At 60.6% G+C, this 16,463-nt stretch carries 17 protein-coding genes; 7 read left to right on the forward strand and 10 right to left on the reverse strand.

Translation table 11 applies throughout. From position 1 onward, the window contains the following. Window positions 1–58: 58 nt before the first annotated feature. The 3 genes from Q0X85_RS07810 to fabA all read right to left on the reverse strand — a co-directional run bounded on the left by Q0X85_RS07810 (window position 59) and on the right by fabA (window position 1,486). Window positions 59–499: a hypothetical protein gene (locus Q0X85_RS07810; protein WP_297771122.1), complete on the reverse strand. Its 441-nt coding sequence runs from the start codon at window positions 497–499 to the stop codon at window positions 59–61. Between the two features lie 8 nt (window positions 500–507). Next, complete coding sequence (locus tag Q0X85_RS07815; RefSeq protein WP_297771124.1) at window positions 508–915, reverse strand: secondary thiamine-phosphate synthase enzyme YjbQ; 408 nt, start codon at window positions 913–915, stop codon at window positions 508–510. A gap of 61 nt (window positions 916–976) precedes the next feature. Then, complete coding sequence (gene fabA / locus Q0X85_RS07820; protein ID WP_297771126.1) at window positions 977–1,486, reverse strand: bifunctional 3-hydroxydecanoyl-ACP dehydratase/trans-2-decenoyl-ACP isomerase; 510 nt, start codon at window positions 1,484–1,486, stop codon at window positions 977–979. Window positions 1,487–1,658: 172 nt separating this feature from the next. Between fabA and irrA the strand changes: the two genes are divergently transcribed. Continuing rightward, window positions 1,659–2,096, forward strand: a complete 438-nt coding sequence (gene irrA / locus Q0X85_RS07825; protein WP_297771128.1) for an iron response transcriptional regulator IrrA — start codon at window positions 1,659–1,661, stop codon at window positions 2,094–2,096. A gap of 11 nt (window positions 2,097–2,107) precedes the next feature. Then, window positions 2,108–3,097 (forward strand): NADPH:quinone reductase, encoded by a 990-nt coding sequence (locus Q0X85_RS07830; protein WP_297771130.1) that lies wholly within the window; start codon window positions 2,108–2,110, stop codon window positions 3,095–3,097. Between the two features lie 35 nt (window positions 3,098–3,132). Here the strand turns inward: Q0X85_RS07830 and Q0X85_RS07835 are convergent, their stop codons facing one another. After that, window positions 3,133–3,741, reverse strand: coding sequence for a hypothetical protein (locus Q0X85_RS07835; RefSeq protein ID WP_297771132.1), 609 nt, complete (start codon window positions 3,739–3,741; stop codon window positions 3,133–3,135). 671 nt (window positions 3,742–4,412) lie between these two features. Beyond that, complete coding sequence (locus Q0X85_RS07840; RefSeq protein ID WP_297771134.1) at window positions 4,413–5,417, reverse strand: AraC family transcriptional regulator; 1,005 nt, start codon at window positions 5,415–5,417, stop codon at window positions 4,413–4,415. Between Q0X85_RS07840 and Q0X85_RS07845 the strand changes: the two genes are divergently transcribed. The 3 genes from Q0X85_RS07845 to Q0X85_RS07855 all read left to right on the forward strand — a co-directional run bounded on the left by Q0X85_RS07845 (window position 5,417) and on the right by Q0X85_RS07855 (window position 8,602). Further along, a complete protein-coding gene (locus tag Q0X85_RS07845; RefSeq protein WP_297771136.1) occupies window positions 5,417–5,899 on the forward strand; it encodes a hypothetical protein in 483 nt (160 codons plus the stop codon). The two genes, Q0X85_RS07840 and Q0X85_RS07845, sit on opposite strands and share 1 nt — an antisense overlap. Window positions 5,900–6,122: 223 nt before the next feature. Next, the gene (locus Q0X85_RS07850) at window positions 6,123–7,097 is read left to right on the forward strand and encodes a DUF1214 domain-containing protein (RefSeq protein ID WP_297771138.1); all 975 of its coding nucleotides are present in this window, start codon (window positions 6,123–6,125) and stop codon (window positions 7,095–7,097) included. After that, window positions 7,094–8,602 carry a DUF1254 domain-containing protein gene (locus tag Q0X85_RS07855; protein WP_297771140.1) on the forward strand — a complete coding sequence of 503 codons (1,509 nt, stop codon included), beginning with the start codon at window positions 7,094–7,096 and terminating at the stop codon, window positions 8,600–8,602. The genes Q0X85_RS07850 and Q0X85_RS07855 overlap by 4 nt, the downstream gene beginning before the upstream one ends. Before the next feature lie 330 nt (window positions 8,603–8,932). On the opposite strand, the gene nanR is transcribed toward Q0X85_RS07855, so the two are convergent. From nanR to Q0X85_RS07880, 5 genes are all read right to left on the reverse strand, one after another. Continuing rightward, complete coding sequence (gene nanR / locus Q0X85_RS07860; protein ID WP_297771142.1) at window positions 8,933–9,700, reverse strand: transcriptional regulator NanR; 768 nt, start codon at window positions 9,698–9,700, stop codon at window positions 8,933–8,935. Window positions 9,701–9,781: 81 nt separating this feature from the next. After that, entirely contained in the window at window positions 9,782–11,056 is a 1,275-nt protein-coding gene (locus tag Q0X85_RS07865) for a TRAP transporter large permease (protein ID WP_297771144.1), read from the reverse strand. After that, the gene (locus tag Q0X85_RS07870; protein WP_297771146.1) at window positions 11,053–11,568 is read right to left on the reverse strand and encodes a TRAP transporter small permease; all 516 of its coding nucleotides are present in this window, start codon (window positions 11,566–11,568) and stop codon (window positions 11,053–11,055) included. The genes Q0X85_RS07865 and Q0X85_RS07870 overlap by 4 nt, the downstream gene beginning before the upstream one ends. 59 nt (window positions 11,569–11,627) lie before the next feature. Beyond that, the gene (locus tag Q0X85_RS07875) at window positions 11,628–12,602 is read right to left on the reverse strand and encodes a TRAP transporter substrate-binding protein (protein ID WP_297771147.1); all 975 of its coding nucleotides are present in this window, start codon (window positions 12,600–12,602) and stop codon (window positions 11,628–11,630) included. A 92-nt stretch (window positions 12,603–12,694) separates the two neighbouring features. Further along, window positions 12,695–13,522: a phosphogluconate dehydrogenase C-terminal domain-containing protein gene (locus Q0X85_RS07880; protein WP_297771149.1), complete on the reverse strand. Its 828-nt coding sequence runs from the start codon at window positions 13,520–13,522 to the stop codon at window positions 12,695–12,697. An 81-nt stretch (window positions 13,523–13,603) separates the two neighbouring features. Between Q0X85_RS07880 and Q0X85_RS07885 the strand changes: the two genes are divergently transcribed. Both Q0X85_RS07885 and Q0X85_RS07890 read left to right on the forward strand, forming a co-directional pair. Further along, the gene (locus tag Q0X85_RS07885; RefSeq protein ID WP_297771151.1) at window positions 13,604–15,025 is read left to right on the forward strand and encodes a four-carbon acid sugar kinase family protein; all 1,422 of its coding nucleotides are present in this window, start codon (window positions 13,604–13,606) and stop codon (window positions 15,023–15,025) included. Continuing rightward, a complete protein-coding gene (locus tag Q0X85_RS07890; protein ID WP_297771153.1) occupies window positions 15,022–16,290 on the forward strand; it encodes a ribulose-bisphosphate carboxylase large subunit family protein in 1,269 nt (422 codons plus the stop codon). The genes Q0X85_RS07885 and Q0X85_RS07890 overlap by 4 nt, the downstream gene beginning before the upstream one ends. Window positions 16,291–16,463 lie beyond the last annotated feature (173 nt).

Raw genomic sequence — 16,463 nt, forward strand, 5'->3', positions numbered from 1 at the left:
GCCGCAAGGTTTTGGGTAGGGGCGATTTCACCGAACCAGATCATGGGGCGCGGCAGCCCTAATAGCTGTAATCGACAGCCCCGGCACGGCACTTCAGATGCGCGATCTCACCCGCGTCATCGGTCAGCACGACGACCCCGCCAAAGCGGCTGTCGGGCTTTTCGGGGTCAGCGGCGTCAAAGCGGTCGAACCCGGCATAAACCTCGTAGACGACGTTGCCATTGCGCAGGCGCACCGCCTCCCAGATAGTTCGGCCGATGCCCGGCCAAGGGACGATCTCGGCGCCCTCGCCGACCGTGGTGGAGAGAGCCAGCTCCGGCACGCCGCCTTTCGGGCCAAACCGATAGGTGACCTGCGTTTCACTGCGACAGAGCAGCAGCTCCTTGCCGCCCCCCGCGATATCGCAGCGCAGGAACCGCGCCTCACCGTCGGGACAGGCTGCCATGGCAAGGCCCGGCACCGCCGCCGCGAGGATCACCAGCGATAGCGTTTTGCGCATTGCGTCCCCTACCCTGAGAGATGTGCCGCGACCTCGCGGCGATGCGGCGCGTCGCGATGCTCGAAGAGATAGATGCCCTGCCAGGTTCCAAGCCGCATGCGCCCATCCGCGACCGGTATGCTCAGGCTCACCGGCAGGAGCGCGGCCTTGATATGGGCCGGCATGTCGTCGGGGCCTTCGAGGGTATGCGTCAGATACGCCATCGACGGATCGCTTGCCGGTGGCACCAACCGGCAGAAATACGCGCCGAGATCGTCACGCACCTGCGGATCGGCGTTCTCCTGAATGAGCAGGCTGGCCGAGGTGTGGCGCACCATCAAGGTGAGCAGCCCGTCACCATGCACCCACGCCGCAACCTGATCGGTCAACTCATAGAGCCCTTGGCCCCTGGTGGAGAGGGTGAATGTCGTCTGCATGACATCACCCTGCGGCAAACATGGCCCGGCCTCAAGCCTTCGCGCCGCGCAGACGCCGGATTCAGGTCTCCGACAGCGCCACCTTCATGTCGGTCACCTGATAGATCACCTCGCCATCGGCCTCGACCCGTCCATTGGCCACCCCCATGGTAAGGCGGCGGGTCTGTACGGCCTTGGTGAAATCCACGAAATAGGTCAGCATCTTGCGATCGGGCCGCACCATCCCGGTGAGCTTGACCTCGCCGACACCGAGCGCATAACCGCGCCCCTGCCAGCCGCGCCAGCCAAGATTGAACCCGGTCAGCTGCCACAGACCGTCGAGGCCGAGACAGCCGGGCATGATCGGATTGCCGGGAAAATGACATTTGAAGAACCAAAGATCCGGGTGAATGTCGAATTCAGCCACGATATGACCCTTGCCGTGTTCCCCGCCGTCGCCAGAGACCTCCGTGATCCGGTCCATCATGAGCATCGGCGGCTCAGGCAGTTGCGCGTTGCCGGGCCCAAACAATTCACCGCGTGCGCATTTAAGGAGATCGTCACGATCAAAGCTGCTTGGGTAATCGGCCATTCATGCGGCCCTTTCATGTCAAATGGCAATCTTGTGATGTCCTCTACCATCCGGCAAAAGGCGCTTGCAAGCCTGCGACAACTCCGCGCCAGTTTTTGACAATTCCCGGATTTCATTTGAAACCCACCCCATGGCGCTATTATATTCAACAAAACATGGGATGATTGAGAGAATGGCAGCGCACGCAACATCAACCGCTCCGGCGCGGTCAAACGTTTCCAAATGGCTCTCGGATGCGGGCCTGCGCCCGACCCGTCAGCGCCTGACCCTTGCGACCTTGCTGGTCGGCGACGGCCAGCATCGCCATGTCACCGCAGAGAGCCTCTTTGCCGACGCTCGGACCAGCGGCGATAGCGTCTCGCTCGCAACCGTCTACAACACGCTGCGCGCATTCTGTGACGTGGGTCTCGTGCAGGAGGTGACCGTCGATGGCTCCAAGAGCTATTTCGACACCAACACGCATGATCATCCGCATTTTTACTGGGAAGATGACAACCGGCTGAGCGACGCGCCCGCCGATGAGCTTGAAATCTCCCGCTTGCCACAGGCGCCGGATGGTGCCGAGATCACCGCGGTCGATGTGGTAATCCGGCTGCGCAGCAAGCGTTGATGCCGTAGCGGATGCGCTCTGTCGGATATTCCAGATTTGGTGCCGCGTCCGACGTGTTGCACGAAGAGGATGTCCCGACGCCAGCCCCCGGCGCAGGCGAGGTTCTGGTGCGGGTGCATCTATCCGGCGTCAACCCGTCCGATGCCAAGGCCCGGGCCGGCACCCGTCCCGGCGTGACCAAACCGGCGTTCGAGCGAATCATTCCACATTCAGACGGGGCGGGTGTGATCGAGGCCGTCGGCACCGATGTCGATCGCGCGCGCATCGGTCAGCGTGTCTGGATCTGGAATGGCCAATGGCAGCGCGCCTTCGGCACGGCGGCAGACTATATCGCCCTGCCCGCGACACAGGCGGTGCCGCTACCCGATGACGTCTCGTTCGAGGTCGGGGCCACGCTCGGGATTCCCGGCCTCACGGCGGCGCAGACGGTGTTTGGCGACGGCGAGATCGCGGGGCAGACCCTGCTGATTTCCGGCGGCGCGGGGGCTGTCGGACATAACGCCGTGCAATTGGCGCGGGCGGCAGGTGCCACGGTGATCGCAACCTGCTCTCCATCGGCGTTTGACAGGGTCCGCGCCGCTGGTGCCGCGCATGTCTTCGACTATGCCGATCCCGATCTGGCCGCGCAAATCCTGGACGCGACCGGCGGTCAGGGCGTCGCGCGGGCCGTCGAGGTCGAGTTTGGCCAGAACGCCACGCTTCTGGCCGAGGTCATGGCCCCCAACGGCACGATTGCCGCCTATGGGTCCGGCAAGGAGATGGAGCCGACATTGCCCTTCGGTCCGTTCCTGTTCAAGGCGCTCAAGATCGACATCACGCTGATCTACATTCTGCCCGAGGCACCACGTCAGGCCGCCATTGCGCGGTTGCATGATGCCTTGCGCAAGGGCACGTTCCAACCTGAGATCGACGCACATTACCCTCTCAGTGCATGTGCGTCGGCGCATGACGCGGTAATGACACCGGGCCGTAACGGCGCCGTATTGCTCGATATCGCATGACCTCCGGGGTCCCTGCGCCGCACGCCGCGCAGATCCTATTCCCTCGGTTCTATCCCTGACAGGCCGGGGCGTGTGATCCGCCTGCGCGACTCCGCGAGCCCTTCCGCAAACCCCTCTGCATCGCCATAATCCACGAATTGCGCATAATAGGCATGGTGGGCTCCAACCCGCGCGGCGTGCTTGATCGGACACCAATAAGCCTCGGTGCGCCCTGCGATTTCCTGCACGTAGGCAATCAGGCCGTTGCCATAGCCGCAATAGACGCAATTCAGCTTTTGCAGCGCATTGAGATAGGCGAGATGATGGCGGTCCACCCGGATGAAATCGGCGCGCCGCACCTTGTCGATGCCATAGACCGGAAAGCAAACCGCCTGATAGATCGTCACGAACAGGTCGAGCAGCAAGAAAGGCACGATCAGGCTGTAGATCACCGGCGCGGTGATCACCGTCAGCGGCCGGGTCTGCCGCAGAAACGTGCCGAGCCGCACACGCATCTCACGGTGACGACGGCGGACCTCGGTCTCGAACACCACCCGCCCGTTCTCGAACCCGTAGCGAAACGCGGCGCGGCGGCGGGCAAACTCCTCTTCCAGCTCGTCCTGCAACTGCCGGATACGGGTCAGAAGCTTGTCGGTCGCGGTCATGGCGGGCCCTTTCGGATTGATGCTGTCGGGACCACCCTAGAGGGCTCGGCGTCGAAACTGCAACGACTGGCCTGGATCTGCCATTGACGTGAGCCGCGCATCGTCGTGCCGCGGTGTGGCGACCCAACGCTCATTCGGCAGTGCTTTATGCCAGCTAAGCCCGAAAAACATCAGAGCGCAGAGCAGGTTGTAGCCAAATCGCCGCGCCGGGGGGGCGGCGTCATGCCGGAGGCATGCCTCTGGCATGACGATGCGCGGCGGTCTTCGACCGCGTTTCGCGCAGGTGCGTCAATCAAAGGTCCACTCAAGGCCGGTTTTGTTCGCTAATCTGTCAATGCGCGTTTTCTGAGCTTCCTTCTTTTTGCGTCTGAGGTTGCCTTTGTTCTCTTCGAACTCATTGGTTCATGATGGGGTTGGCTGGGTGTGTGTCGGCAAGGTGGAAACTGGACTTTCGCTGCAGATTTGGGTTGATCCGGTCCCACCGGTGGGACCGGACATTGGGATCGCGTCAAATTGAGCATTTTGCCGCATCGTGGCAATGGACTCTTACTTGCCGGTCGCTCTTGCTACAGGTGCAGAAGGTCCAGTCGACTGGTCACAGTCCAACTCAGATCTTCCAAGCAGTTGTCGCGAAAAAGAACAATGGGCTCGTATCTTGACTGCCCAAGCCTTCAACCCTGCTTCAGGGATCTCCGGTAGGTACTCGGCGTGACGCCTGCGACCCGCCGGAAGGCGCGCGTGAAATGCGACGGGTACTTGTAGCCCGCGGAGAACGCGATATCGATTATTTTGGCATCCGGTTGTGCGAGCATCTGACAAGCGACCTGGTATCGTGCTTCGGCCACCAGACCATGGAATGTCAGCCCCTGTCGCGCCAGGTGGCGTTGCAACGTGCGCTCACTTGTCCCGAGGATATTTGCAAGCTCCACCGTTCGGAGGGGACGGTCCGGCAGGTAAGCCTTGACGATTTCTCGAATTGCCTCGCGCGCGTTTGGCAGGCCATCCGGCGATGCCATGAGATTGCCGGTTTCGTCGACCGTCTTATCAAGGGGTGGGCATGGTAAGCCGATCAGCGCTGGCGGGACCAGAACCGAGGTCTGCGGGCTGTTCATCAGAATGCGTGTATTGGGATACGCATCGCAGGCTGAATCCGGAGGTTTTCGCCGGGACACGAAGGTCATTTCCTCGGGACACCAGTCCGAGCCTGCTACGGTTCGAACAATCGAGATGACCGCCTGGACCTGAAGCCATTCCGAATAGGCGAGCGCCGCACTCCGATGGAACCCCGCCAGATCACAAATGACGCGCACGTAAGCACCTTCGTATCCTATTCCGGTGACGAGTGCCCCGTCTTCCCGGGATGCATGTGTCATTATTGTCTTCAACCGTGCAAACAGGCTCGGGGCATCGAGAATGGCGCGCTGAAACTCTGGCCGCAATTCCTCAAGCGTTGCGCTTTGCGCCGCGACAAACCCCAGTTCCATCGCTGCATCGGAGCCGCTGGCGGACACGCAGGCGAGGACCTGCGGGACACTGAGATAAGAATCCGGCGTTTCCTCGACCGTGGCGGGCAAATTTGCGCACTTCAGATATCCGTCAATGGGCGCGCCGATCTCGCGCAGCGCGGCGAGATAAACATTGAGATGGGCGGCCCTCACCAAGGGAACTTGGCGCATTGGTCTATCCGCTATTAAGCCCCGCCCGGTATCCGGCGGTACAAATGGCGGGAACAGGTCGGACCATCGACTTTTCCTTCTGCATATTCAGCCAATATTTTTTTACTGAATGCCGTCAGGGTAGCATGAAAATTGCATCCAAGGACAAGATACCACGTGACGTCGCCTTGCTGGTACAACTTTCTGACAAGGCGGCGTTGCATGACCGGCCGAGCCTTGGCGATGTGGCCGGCCAACTCAGCATCAGTCTGCGCACATTTAAGCGAAGTTTGTGGCACCGAGGCTTCCGGTTTCGAGATCTCCTGGGCTATGCGCGGTGCGAGACCGCCAAGCAACTGCTCGTCGATACGGATCTCCCTGTTCAGGAAATCTCGGGCAACCGAGATATGGCGCCGCAGCAGGGTTTTCGTTTGCGTGCCGGCGTTGGGCCGACTGTACGCCGAGCGAGTTTCGTAAGCGCGAAGGGGAAAATCCGTTCTTGATCTGACCAATCCGCGCTCCACCCTTCGGAGGCGCGAACTTGGCGGGAAATGGTAAGACCCGACATCCGGGCAAGTCCAAGATGGGACGGAACAGTTCGACTCTGCTCAGTCTGCCGTCGCCCAAAGGACGGCCACCCCATTTCTGGAGGGCTCCTCGGTGAGAAAATGTTGCAACCCATGGAGGCGAGCGCTTGATCGCGCCACCATCGGCGCCTGCGCCCTGGTGCTTGCCGGCGCGGCCGCCCAGGCCGACGCGGTGAAAGTTAATGTGATGAACTACATCACCGCCCAGACCGCGATGCAGTTCACGACTTACCAGAAACAGGCGGGCGGGGTGAACCATGTCCTGAACGAACGCGAGCCGGTGCCCGTCGACGATCAGCCAACGATCCGGATGAACCGTGATACCCTCTACAGCTTCATTGTCGTTGACATCAGCGAAGGTGCCACCGTCACGCTGCCGGACGCCGGAAAGCGTTACCGCTCGATGATGGTCGTCAACGAGGACAACTATATCAATGCCGTGTACCTTGACTCCGGAACTCACGAACTGACGAAGGAGAAATTCGGTTCCGACCATGTGTGGATCGGCATCCGCACGTTGGTCGATTCCAATTCGCCCGACGATATCACGGCGGTTCACGCCTTGCAGGATGGGATCAAGGTCGAGGCGAAATCGGCCAAACCCTTTGTCGCGCCGGATTACGATATGGCCAGCTACAAGGCGACGCTCGAACCGCTTCTGGAACTTGGCAAGGGCGTGCCCGATTCCAAGGGCTGGTTCGGATCGAAGGAAGACACCACGCCAATCGGGCATCTCATCGGTACTGCGGTCGGCTTCGGCGGATTGCCGCTGAAACACGCCTTCTACCTGAACGTCAATCCCGGGCTGCCGGTGGAGGAGTACCAGCTGACGGCCAAGGATGTGCCTGTTCGGGCATTCTGGTCGGTGAGCCTTTACAACGACAAGGGTTATTTCCAGAAGAACCCACAGGACGCTTACAATTTCAACAGCGTGAACGCCGCCAAGAACGATGATGGCTCGATCACCATCAACTTCGGCGGATGCGATGACGGGCGCGTCAACTGCCTGCCGATCATGGAGGGTTGGAACTACGGGGTGCGCCTTTACGAGCCGGAGCAGGCGATCCTCGGCGGCAGTTTCGTGTTCCCCTCGGTCGAAGCGGTCAAGCAATGATCGCCGCGTTGGGAGAGAAACCGGCCGCCTTGCCGGCCCAGGCAGGGAAATTCGCAGATCACAGGAGTATTCCGATGACATTTCGCAAACACTTTTCGGCCCTGGCGATCGGGTTCGGGATTGCCGCCACCGGGCTTCTGCCGGCCCAGACTGCCGCTCAGCAAGCCGTGACACATGAGGAAGCCAAGGGCATCGCCGAGGATGCTGCAATTTACGGCCTTCCGATGCTGATGAACTACAGCGTGATGTACCAGTTCGCGATCGATCAGAACAGCAGCCAGTACAAGGCGCCGTTCAACCAGATCAGGAACGAGGCCAGCCTGGCCTCGCCGAAAGACACCGCCATCGTCACGCCGAACAGCGACACGATCTATTCCTTCATCTGGATGGACCTGCGGGCCGAGCCAGTGGTCATCTGCGTGCCCGAGATTGACAAGTCCCGGTACTACTCGGTTCAACTGGTCAACCTCTATACCTACAATTTCGGCTATATCGGCAGCCGGACGACCGGCAATGGCGCCGGCTGCTATGCGATTGCCGGTCCGCACTGGAGCGGTGAGAAGCCGGAGAATATCGACAAGGTCATCCGCTCCAGCACCGAGTTTGGTTTCGCGAATTTCCGCACTCAGGTCTTCGGCCCCTCCGACCTTGATGACGCCAAGGCGGTGCAAAAGGGATACAAGGTCTCGTCGCTATCCGATTTCGCGAAAACTAAAGCGCCGGCGGCGGCTCCGGCCGTGGACTGGATGAAATTCGACACGAAAACCGCGAAGAGGGACCCGCTGGGCTATCTCGCCTTCATCCTTCAGTTTGCTCCTCCCATCGGCGAAGCCGAAGTCGAAAAGCCGCTTCGCGAACGGTTTGCCAGGATAGGGATAGAGGCCGGGAAACCTTTCCCCGCCAGCGAGCTTTCCGACGAGGTGAAATCCGCGATCGCTGACGGATTGAAGACCGGCGCGCAAAAGGCCGAGTCCAAGAAGGCGGATGTGGGCAAGGTGGTTAACGGCTGGCAGATATCACAAGGACTGTTCGGCGACCGCGCCATGCTCAAGGACGATTACCTGATGCGGGCCGCCGCGGCACTTGTGGGACTTTACGGCAACGATTCCGCAGAAGCGTTCTATCCGCTGACCCGGCAGGACGGCGACGGCAAGGACATGGATGGCAGCACCAACAGCTACACCCTGACCTTTCCAGCAGGTGCGTTTCCACCTGTGGACGCCTTCTGGTCAGTGACGATGTATGACGGTAAGACCCAGCTACTGGTTGATAATCCGATCGACCGGTATCTGATCAATTCGCCCATGCTGCCTGACATGCAGAAAAACGAGGACGGGTCGCTCACGCTGTATATTCAGAAGGACGAACCGACGGACGCAAAAATGAAGTCGAACTGGCTCCCGGCGCCAGATGGTCCGATCTACATGGTCATGCGCCTCTACTGGCCGAAGAAAGCTGCGCTGGACGGAAGCTGGCAACCGCCCGCAATGTCCGCAGTGAAATGATCCGTCGGCTATCGCATTTTCCCTCTTGCGCACTGGCTTGGCGGTAGCCACGAAAGGGTCGTGAGCCAGACAGACCGGGGCAGGCCGTCTTCCGACCTGCTCCGCACAAAGACCACACAACTTCACGACATCTGAGTTCGCCTCTTTGTCGATCGAACTCTGCCCCGCTGCCTGGCAGAATAAATTCTCTGTGATCTCCACGTTGAACAGCAATCAGCGAACGGCCGGTTTGAAGAAGCTGCGCTGCCGCGCTTGAGAGCGTGGCGAACGTCCGGACTGGGCCGTTCGGTACATGAAACCTCGATAGAACCCCCGAAAACTGTATCAGGATCAATGAGCCTGATCATCTGGTAGACGGCCCGATAGTCCCACTTCCGACTCTGCAGATGTGTAAAGAGGGTCTGAACGGTTGAGATGCGCCTCCATCAACCGGATGGCATTGTCCGCTTGGTGTCGCGCCAGGTGCTCTGCAATCTCTTCATGTTCACGAAGGGTGGTGTTTTCGCGCCCTTCCCAGTGGAGCATGGGTTTGTAGTAGGCAAACAACCACGTCAACATCGTTCGCGTGATTGTTTCGAGCAACGGGTTTCCGGTGATCCGGGCGATGGCGACGTGGAAATCAATGTCCGCCTCGATGAAGGGACGGTCCTGCCCCAGCAGCGTGCGTTGCTTTTGCACCAGAGCGCGCAACATTTCGGCATCGTGTGCACTGCATTCCCGCGCGGCGATGGCGACCGTCCCGCGTTCGAGGATCCGGCGGGCTTGCTTTAAATGTTCGATGTTCGCGGGGCGAGAGGACAACAGTAGCTTGGCGATGTCGTCAACCTGTCCAAGAGCCACCTCGGCGGTCAGTTCGTTCACCTTGCTACGTTCCCCGTGGGAAATGGTGATAAGCCCCTTGTGCGCGAGCATCTGCAGCGCCTCGCGCACGGCGGGGCGGCCTGTGCCGAAACGTTCCATCAGCGCGCGCTCGGAGGGGATGGTGTCGCCCGGTGCGAGCGCGCCTGTCTGGATCATTTTCCAAAGACGCTCGAAGACCAGGTCGGAGAGCTTTTGCCGTTGAATGGGCTCTTGATCTTGGGGCGAGTCATTCTGCATGCGGCTTGGTTTCTCTACACTGTTTTTGAGTTATGATGAGGCGGGTTATCGCCTCATCATGGATCATCCGACACGGTACGATCAAGTTATCATGTCGCGCAGGAAAAGGGATATCTGCGGGACGTAGGTAATGAGTATAAGTGCCGTTATCATTGTCAGAACCGGGATGAGCAAGCTCTTGAACATCCGTTGCACCGGCAGCTCCGCGACCTGTGCCGCGGCGAACAGATTGACCCCAAGCGGCGGCGTGAACATTCCCAGTGCCAGGTTGACCACAACGACCACGCCGAAATGCACCGGATCGATGCCGAAGGCTATGGCCACCGGCGTCAAGATGGGAGCGAGAACGAGGATCGCAGCGGCTGTTTCGATGAACATGCCGACGACGAAAAGTAGTATGTTGATGGCCAAAAGGAAACTCCAGGGCGACGAAAAGGCGCTCTGCGCCCAGTCTCCGATGGCGTTCGGCATCCCTGACAGCGAGATCAGAAAGCTGAAGAGTGCGGCCGCCGAAATGATGAGCATGACGGCCCCCGATGTGACAGCGGCGCCGCGGAAAAGGTCAGGCAGGTCTGCAAAGGACATTTCGCGATACACAAACAGGCCGAGCACGAGTGCGTAAACGACCGAGACCGCTGCCGCTTCGGTCGGAGTGAAGATGCCTCCATAGATGCCGCCGATAATGATAACAGGCATCAGTAAAGCCCAGAAGGCGTGCAGAAAAGAGCTTGCAATCGGTTTGCGTTCGTCCCGATCCTGCATGCCGTAGCCTTTGACGCGACACCAGATCTGGACCATCAAGAGTAGCGCCCCTGCCACAAGAAGTCCCGGTCCAAGACCTGCAATGAAGAGTTGGGTGATGGAGGTTTCGGTGGAAACCGCGAACAGGATCAGCGGCACCGAAGGCGGAATGATGACACCCAGCTCGGCAGATGATGCCTGAAGGGAGGCGGCCATGGGCACAGGGTATCCGTGCTTGACCATCGCGGGTATCAGGATCGACCCGATGGCAAAGGTGGTGGCCACCGAAGAACCCGAGATCGCGGCGAAGATCATGCATGCCAAGATCGTGGTCGAGGCAAGCCCGCCCTGCATTCCGCCTACCAGCGACTTTGCAAAGTCCACCAATCGGTGCGAAATGCCGCCGCGGGTCATCAGGTTGCCGGCGAGGATGAAAAAGGGCACGGCCATCAGCGGGAAGCTGTCGAGCCCGGTGAACATCTTTTGCGGCACCACGAGCAGCGGCAGATTCGAGAAAAAGGTAATCCCGAAAATTGAGGCCAGCGCGATGGAAATGGCGACCGGCACCGACAGAATGAAAAACAGGATCAGGGAAAAGGCGAGTGCGGCGTTCATTCCATCGTCTCCTCGTCGATGTTCTCATCAAGCTGGCGGGTATGGCCGCGCTCAGCGTCGAGGTGAGATAGGAAAAGGCCTATCAGGGCGAGTGCTGAGCCAACAGGCACGGCAACGTAGAACCATGCAACAGATATGCTGATCATTGCGACCTGCTGGTCCACGACCCGCATTGTCATCTTGTAGCCGTACCAGATCAGCACCAGCAGCACGGTGGCGATGGCCAGGCTCACGAAGCGGACCAGCCATATCTGGATCGGCCGCGGCATGGCGCCCCGGATCACGTCGATTGGGATCATCCGCCCCAAGCGCAAGGCAGGACCTGTCACCAGAAAAACCATCCAGATGATCACGGCACGTGCCAGCACCTCCGTCCAGGTGGCGGAGTCACCGAGCACGAAGCGGGTGACCACCTGATAAAAGACGAGAGCCGCTGCCGCGGCAAGCAGAAGCGCCGCGAGGTTGTGAATAGCTGAGACGAACTTGCCAGACAGGCGTTCTACGGTGTTCATGGGTCCTCCTCCCGTTGAAGACGCGCCGCCCGTGAGGTTCGGGCGGCGCGTGACCGCACTCACTTGGAATTGCGAATCCGTTCGATCACTTCGGCGCCGTACTGGTCTGCGTATTGTTCGTAAGCGGGTTGTACCGCCGTGGCGAACGCGGCCTTGTCCACGTCGGCCACGACCTCCATGCCGTTGTCGCGCAGAAGCTGGATGCCGCTTTCCTCGTTGGCGCTTACCGTTGCGCGGGACGCATCGGCGGCGGCTTGTGACGCCTCCTTGATCCAGCCCTGCTCCTCTTCGGTCAGCCCGTCCCAGTGGATCTTGGACATAACGACGACGGCGGGCGAATAGACGTGGCCCGTCAGGGTCAGGTGCTCCTGGATTTCCCACATGTTGTTGGCCGTAAGGACCGGGATCGGGTTCTCCTGTCCGTCAATCGTGCCCTGCTGCAAAGAGGTCAGCACTTCGGTCCAGCTCATCGGCGTAGGCGATGCGCCTGCCGCTTCGAAGGCCGCAATGTGGACCTGGTTTTCCATTGTCCGCAGCTTGAGACCTTCCAGGTCCTCTGGTGCGGTGATCGGACGAACGGAATTGGTGATGTGCCGGAACCCGTTCTCGGCCCAGGCCAGGCCAATCATGTCGTGGGTTTCAAATTCGGCCAGCAATTCCTGCCCGATCTCGCCATCCAGAACATCGCGTGCATGCTCGTAGCTTTCGAACAGGAACGGGAAGTCGAGCGCGTAGACCGAGGGAACGAAGTTGCCCACGGGGCCGGTCGAACTGATGGCCAGTTCGATAGAGCCGATCTGGAGCCCTTCGAGCACGTCGCGTTCGCCGCCGAGGGCGCCGGCGGGCTTCAGGTTGATGGTGAAGTCCCCACCTGAGAGCTCTTCCATCGTCTCTTTGAAGGCTTTGCCAGCATCGCCGTAATGCGAATTGAGCGGTGGCGTGAAGGCGATGTTCATCTCGCGCGCTTCAACCGCAGTAGCGGCGAAGGTCGCGGCAAGTGCCATGCCGGAGAGGGTGGTGGTGAAAGTGCGCATAGTGTCTCCTCCCATGCGTTCGGGGTTGGTGGGCTTGAGCCCGGAAGCAGGTGTCGGACCCGAAGGTCCGTCCTGGCTGACTTGGAAAAGGTTCAGGTGATGCGCTCGACGCTGGCGGCGATCTCGTCGTCGTCGAAGCAGCGCTTCCAATCGTCTTTCATCAGAACCGGAATGCCGTATTCGATGGCCTTGTTGGCAGCATCGGAAAATACGCCCTTGTGTTCGTCGAACATGACAGCGCCCATGATGTTCATGTGGCCGAGAAGGAAGTCGCGGGCGCATTCATAGCTGACGCCCTTCTTGATGACTTCGTCCATCGCCTGACGCAGTACCAGCATGAGCGAGCCGTTCACGGTCTCGGACAGACCCGGCTCCAGCAGGGCGAACTGCTTGAGCGTGACGCGGTGAGAGCGGGCAACGGGCGCATAGATCGCCCGACCGACCTTATCGCCGAGGGAGTAATGCTCTTCGGGGCCTTGAACCAGGACGTTCACGATACCCTGCTTGGCCGCGATACCGCCGAAATAGTCCTTCTTGGCCTCGGGGTCGGTCTCGTCGTTCCAGATCGGCGGGTGGCAGGGGTGAGACATGAAATAGGACACGTCCTCGCGGTCGGGCAAGTGCCCCGCAAACGGCGCCGCGCCGTCAAGACAGAAGATCATCGCGCCGGGCTTCACCTGGTCGATGATGCCGTGCGCCACTTTGCCAATGACCGTGTCCGGTACGGCCAAGACAACCACGTCCGCATCGTCCAGCGCCGCTCCGGCCTCGACCGCAGTGACGCCGAATTCACCTTTCAGCCGCGTGCGGCCCTCTTCGGAAACCTCGACGTGCGCGGTGTCGAATTCAGCGGATTTCCGGAGATTCGCGGAAAGTCGCATCCCCATTTTTCCACCCGCACCAAACAGGGCCAGTTTCATCATTTTTCTCCTCTCGGGTCCGAATCCGCGCTGTGCGGATGTTCTTGACAACTGGTATGATGAGATACTAATGCTATGATCATGTCAAGCCCATCCACTCAGATTCCGCTCACAGCGCTTTCAAGCCGGTCCGAGCCAGCCCTTCCCGAAGGCGTGCTCGTGGCCTGGTACGGCGACGATTTCACCGGTGCCGCCGCCACGATGGAGGTGCTCGCCTTCGCGGGTCTTCCCGCGATGCTGTTCCTCGAACCACCTTCGAAAGAACGGCTTGCCCAATACCCCGGCTTGCGTGGCGTCGGCGTCGCCTCGACGGCGCGCACGCAACCTCCCGCGGCTATGCGGGCGCAATTGCCCGAAGTCTTCACACGACTGGCGGACCTGAAGCCGGGGTTGTTGCACTACAAAACCTGTTCGACGCTCGACTCGTCGCCCGAGGTCGGGTCAATTGGCTGTGCAATAGAAATTGGCGCGGACCTCACCGGTTCGCGGGTGGTTCCGGCGCTCGTCGCCGCACCGCAGATGCGGCGGTACCAGGCGTTCGGGCATCTCTTCGCCGCCCATGGGGAGAAGGTTCATCGGCTCGACCGGCATCCCGTCATGTCCTGCCACCCCGTGACACCAATGGCGGAGTCCGATGTGGCCCGCCACATCGCGCTGCAATCGGACCGAATCGACGGCGCAACTCTGACGCTTGAGGCCCTGTCGAACACCAGATCGCTCTGCAGCTACGAGACGAATGAATCGGACCGGATTTCCGTGGTCAGTCTGGACTGTCTCGACCGGACATCCGAAGCCGATGCCGGGCGGATTCTTTGGGACGGTCGTGACACCAACGCCTTTGTGGTGGGCTCTCAGGGTGTCGAATACGCCTTGGTCCGTCATTGGCAAGAAACCGGAAATCTCGCTGCGGTGAAAACACCGGAAAGCATCGGCCGCGCGGCCGGGATGGTGTCTGTGTCGGGCTCGGTCTCGCCTACGACGGCGGACCAGATCGCCTGGTCCCGAGAGAACGGTTTTGCCTGCATCGGGTTCGATGCGGTTGCCGCCTGTGCCGGTGGGGATGCTCTGGCGGCCGAAGAATCGCGGCTGGTCGAGCTTGCGGTCGCTGCGGTCGAAGGCGGGCGTGACCCGCTGATTCACACCGCGGAAGGCCCGGGCGATCCTGCTGTGGTCCGACTTCGCACCGCGGTGGCTGACGCTCAAGCGGACATGAACATGGTGAACCAAGGGATCGGCGAAGCGTTGGGCCGCGTTCTGCGAACCGTCCTGGCCCGCACCGGCCTGCGCCGCGCAGTGATCTCCGGTGGCGACACGTCGGGGCACGCCACGAGACAGCTCAGCGTTTTTGCCTTGTCCGTGCTCGCGCCGACAATACCGGGTGCCTCGATTTTCCGGGCACACGCCGATGGCCCGATGGACGGGCTGGAACTTGCATTGAAAGGCGGACAGATGGGCAGCGCGGATTACTTCGGCTGGGTCCGTGATGGAGGAGGTCCAAGATGAAATACGTAACAGCAACCTATGAGCTGGAATCACCCGGTAGCGTCGCGCGCGGGGCGGAGGCGCTGGCTGGCGAGCAATCTACCGGAACTTTCGGCAAGGTCGCCCATGATACCGATGAAATCCGCGCACGTCACGGCGCATGGATCGACAGCCTTGAGGTGATCGGAAGTTCCGACCGCCCCTCGCTGCCCTGCCGTATCCAGGCCGACAGGTACGAGCGCGCGATTGCGCGGATCAGCTGGCCGCTGGAGAATTTCGGCACGTCGCTGACAACCCTCCTGTCCACGGTGGCGGGCAACCTCTTCGAGCTGGCAGAACTGTCCGCCGTCCGGCTGCTGGACCTCGACCTCCCGTCGCAGTTTGCCGACACCAACCCCGGCCCACAATTCGGCGCTACTGGAACCCGTGCGGCGTTGATCCAAAGTGAGGGCCCAATGATCGGCACCATCATCAAGCCTTGTGTCGGCCTGAGCCCTGATGAGACGGCAGACCTTGTCAAGACACTGGCGGAGGCAGGGATCGACTTCATTAAGGATGACGAACTGCAAGCCAACGGACCGCATTGCCCGCTTGCAGACCGGGTCGCGGCCGTGATGCGCGTCCTGCACGAACATGAGGCAGCCACGGGAAAGCGCGTCATGTACGCCTTCAACATCACGGATGAGATCGACACCATGTGGCGCAACCTGGACACACTGACCGAACACGGTGCGAACTGCGCCATGGTCTGCATGAGTTCCATCGGGATCTCGGGCCTGCGTGCCGTGCGCGAACGTTCGTCCCACGTCATCCACGGGCACCGGGCCGGTTGGGGTCTGTATTCCCGGTCGCCCGATATCGGCATCGGGTTTACCGCGTGGCAGAAACTATGGCGGCTTGCCGGGGCGGACCACCTGCATGTCAACGGTCTTGGCAGCAAGTTTACCGAGTCTGACAGTATCGTCGCCCAATCCGCACGCTCGGTTCAGGCGCCGGTCTTTGCCGACGGCGGGCCCGACTATGCTACAATGCCGGTTTATTCCTCGGCGCAAACGGCGTGGCAGGTGGCTCCGGCGCGTGATGTCCTGGGCAACGATGACTTCATCTTCTGCGCCGGTGGCGGCATCCAAGGGCATCCTGATGGGTCAGGTGCCGGAGTTGTCGCCCTGCGCCAGGCCGCAGAGGCGGCGCGGGACGGAATTCCCGTGGAGGACTACGCGAAAAGCCATCGCGAGCTCAAAAAGGCCCTCGAAACCTACACGCGGCCAACGCTGGAGGACGTTTGAGAAAACGCCAGCGGTTGGAGTGTCCTAAGAGATATAGCTGAAAGTTTGTGATGGCCCCTGAGGGGCGGCATATCATGGCGGTGTTCAAGACGCCGTCAATTCTCTGGAGAGAAAGGGATATGCCACATGACGAAGACTACCATTACCGGGTTGCCTGATCCATCGGGATTTTC

This window comes from uncultured Roseovarius sp., assembly GCF_947259555.1.
In the GTDB taxonomy this organism is placed as follows: domain Bacteria; phylum Pseudomonadota; class Alphaproteobacteria; order Rhodobacterales; family Rhodobacteraceae; genus Roseovarius.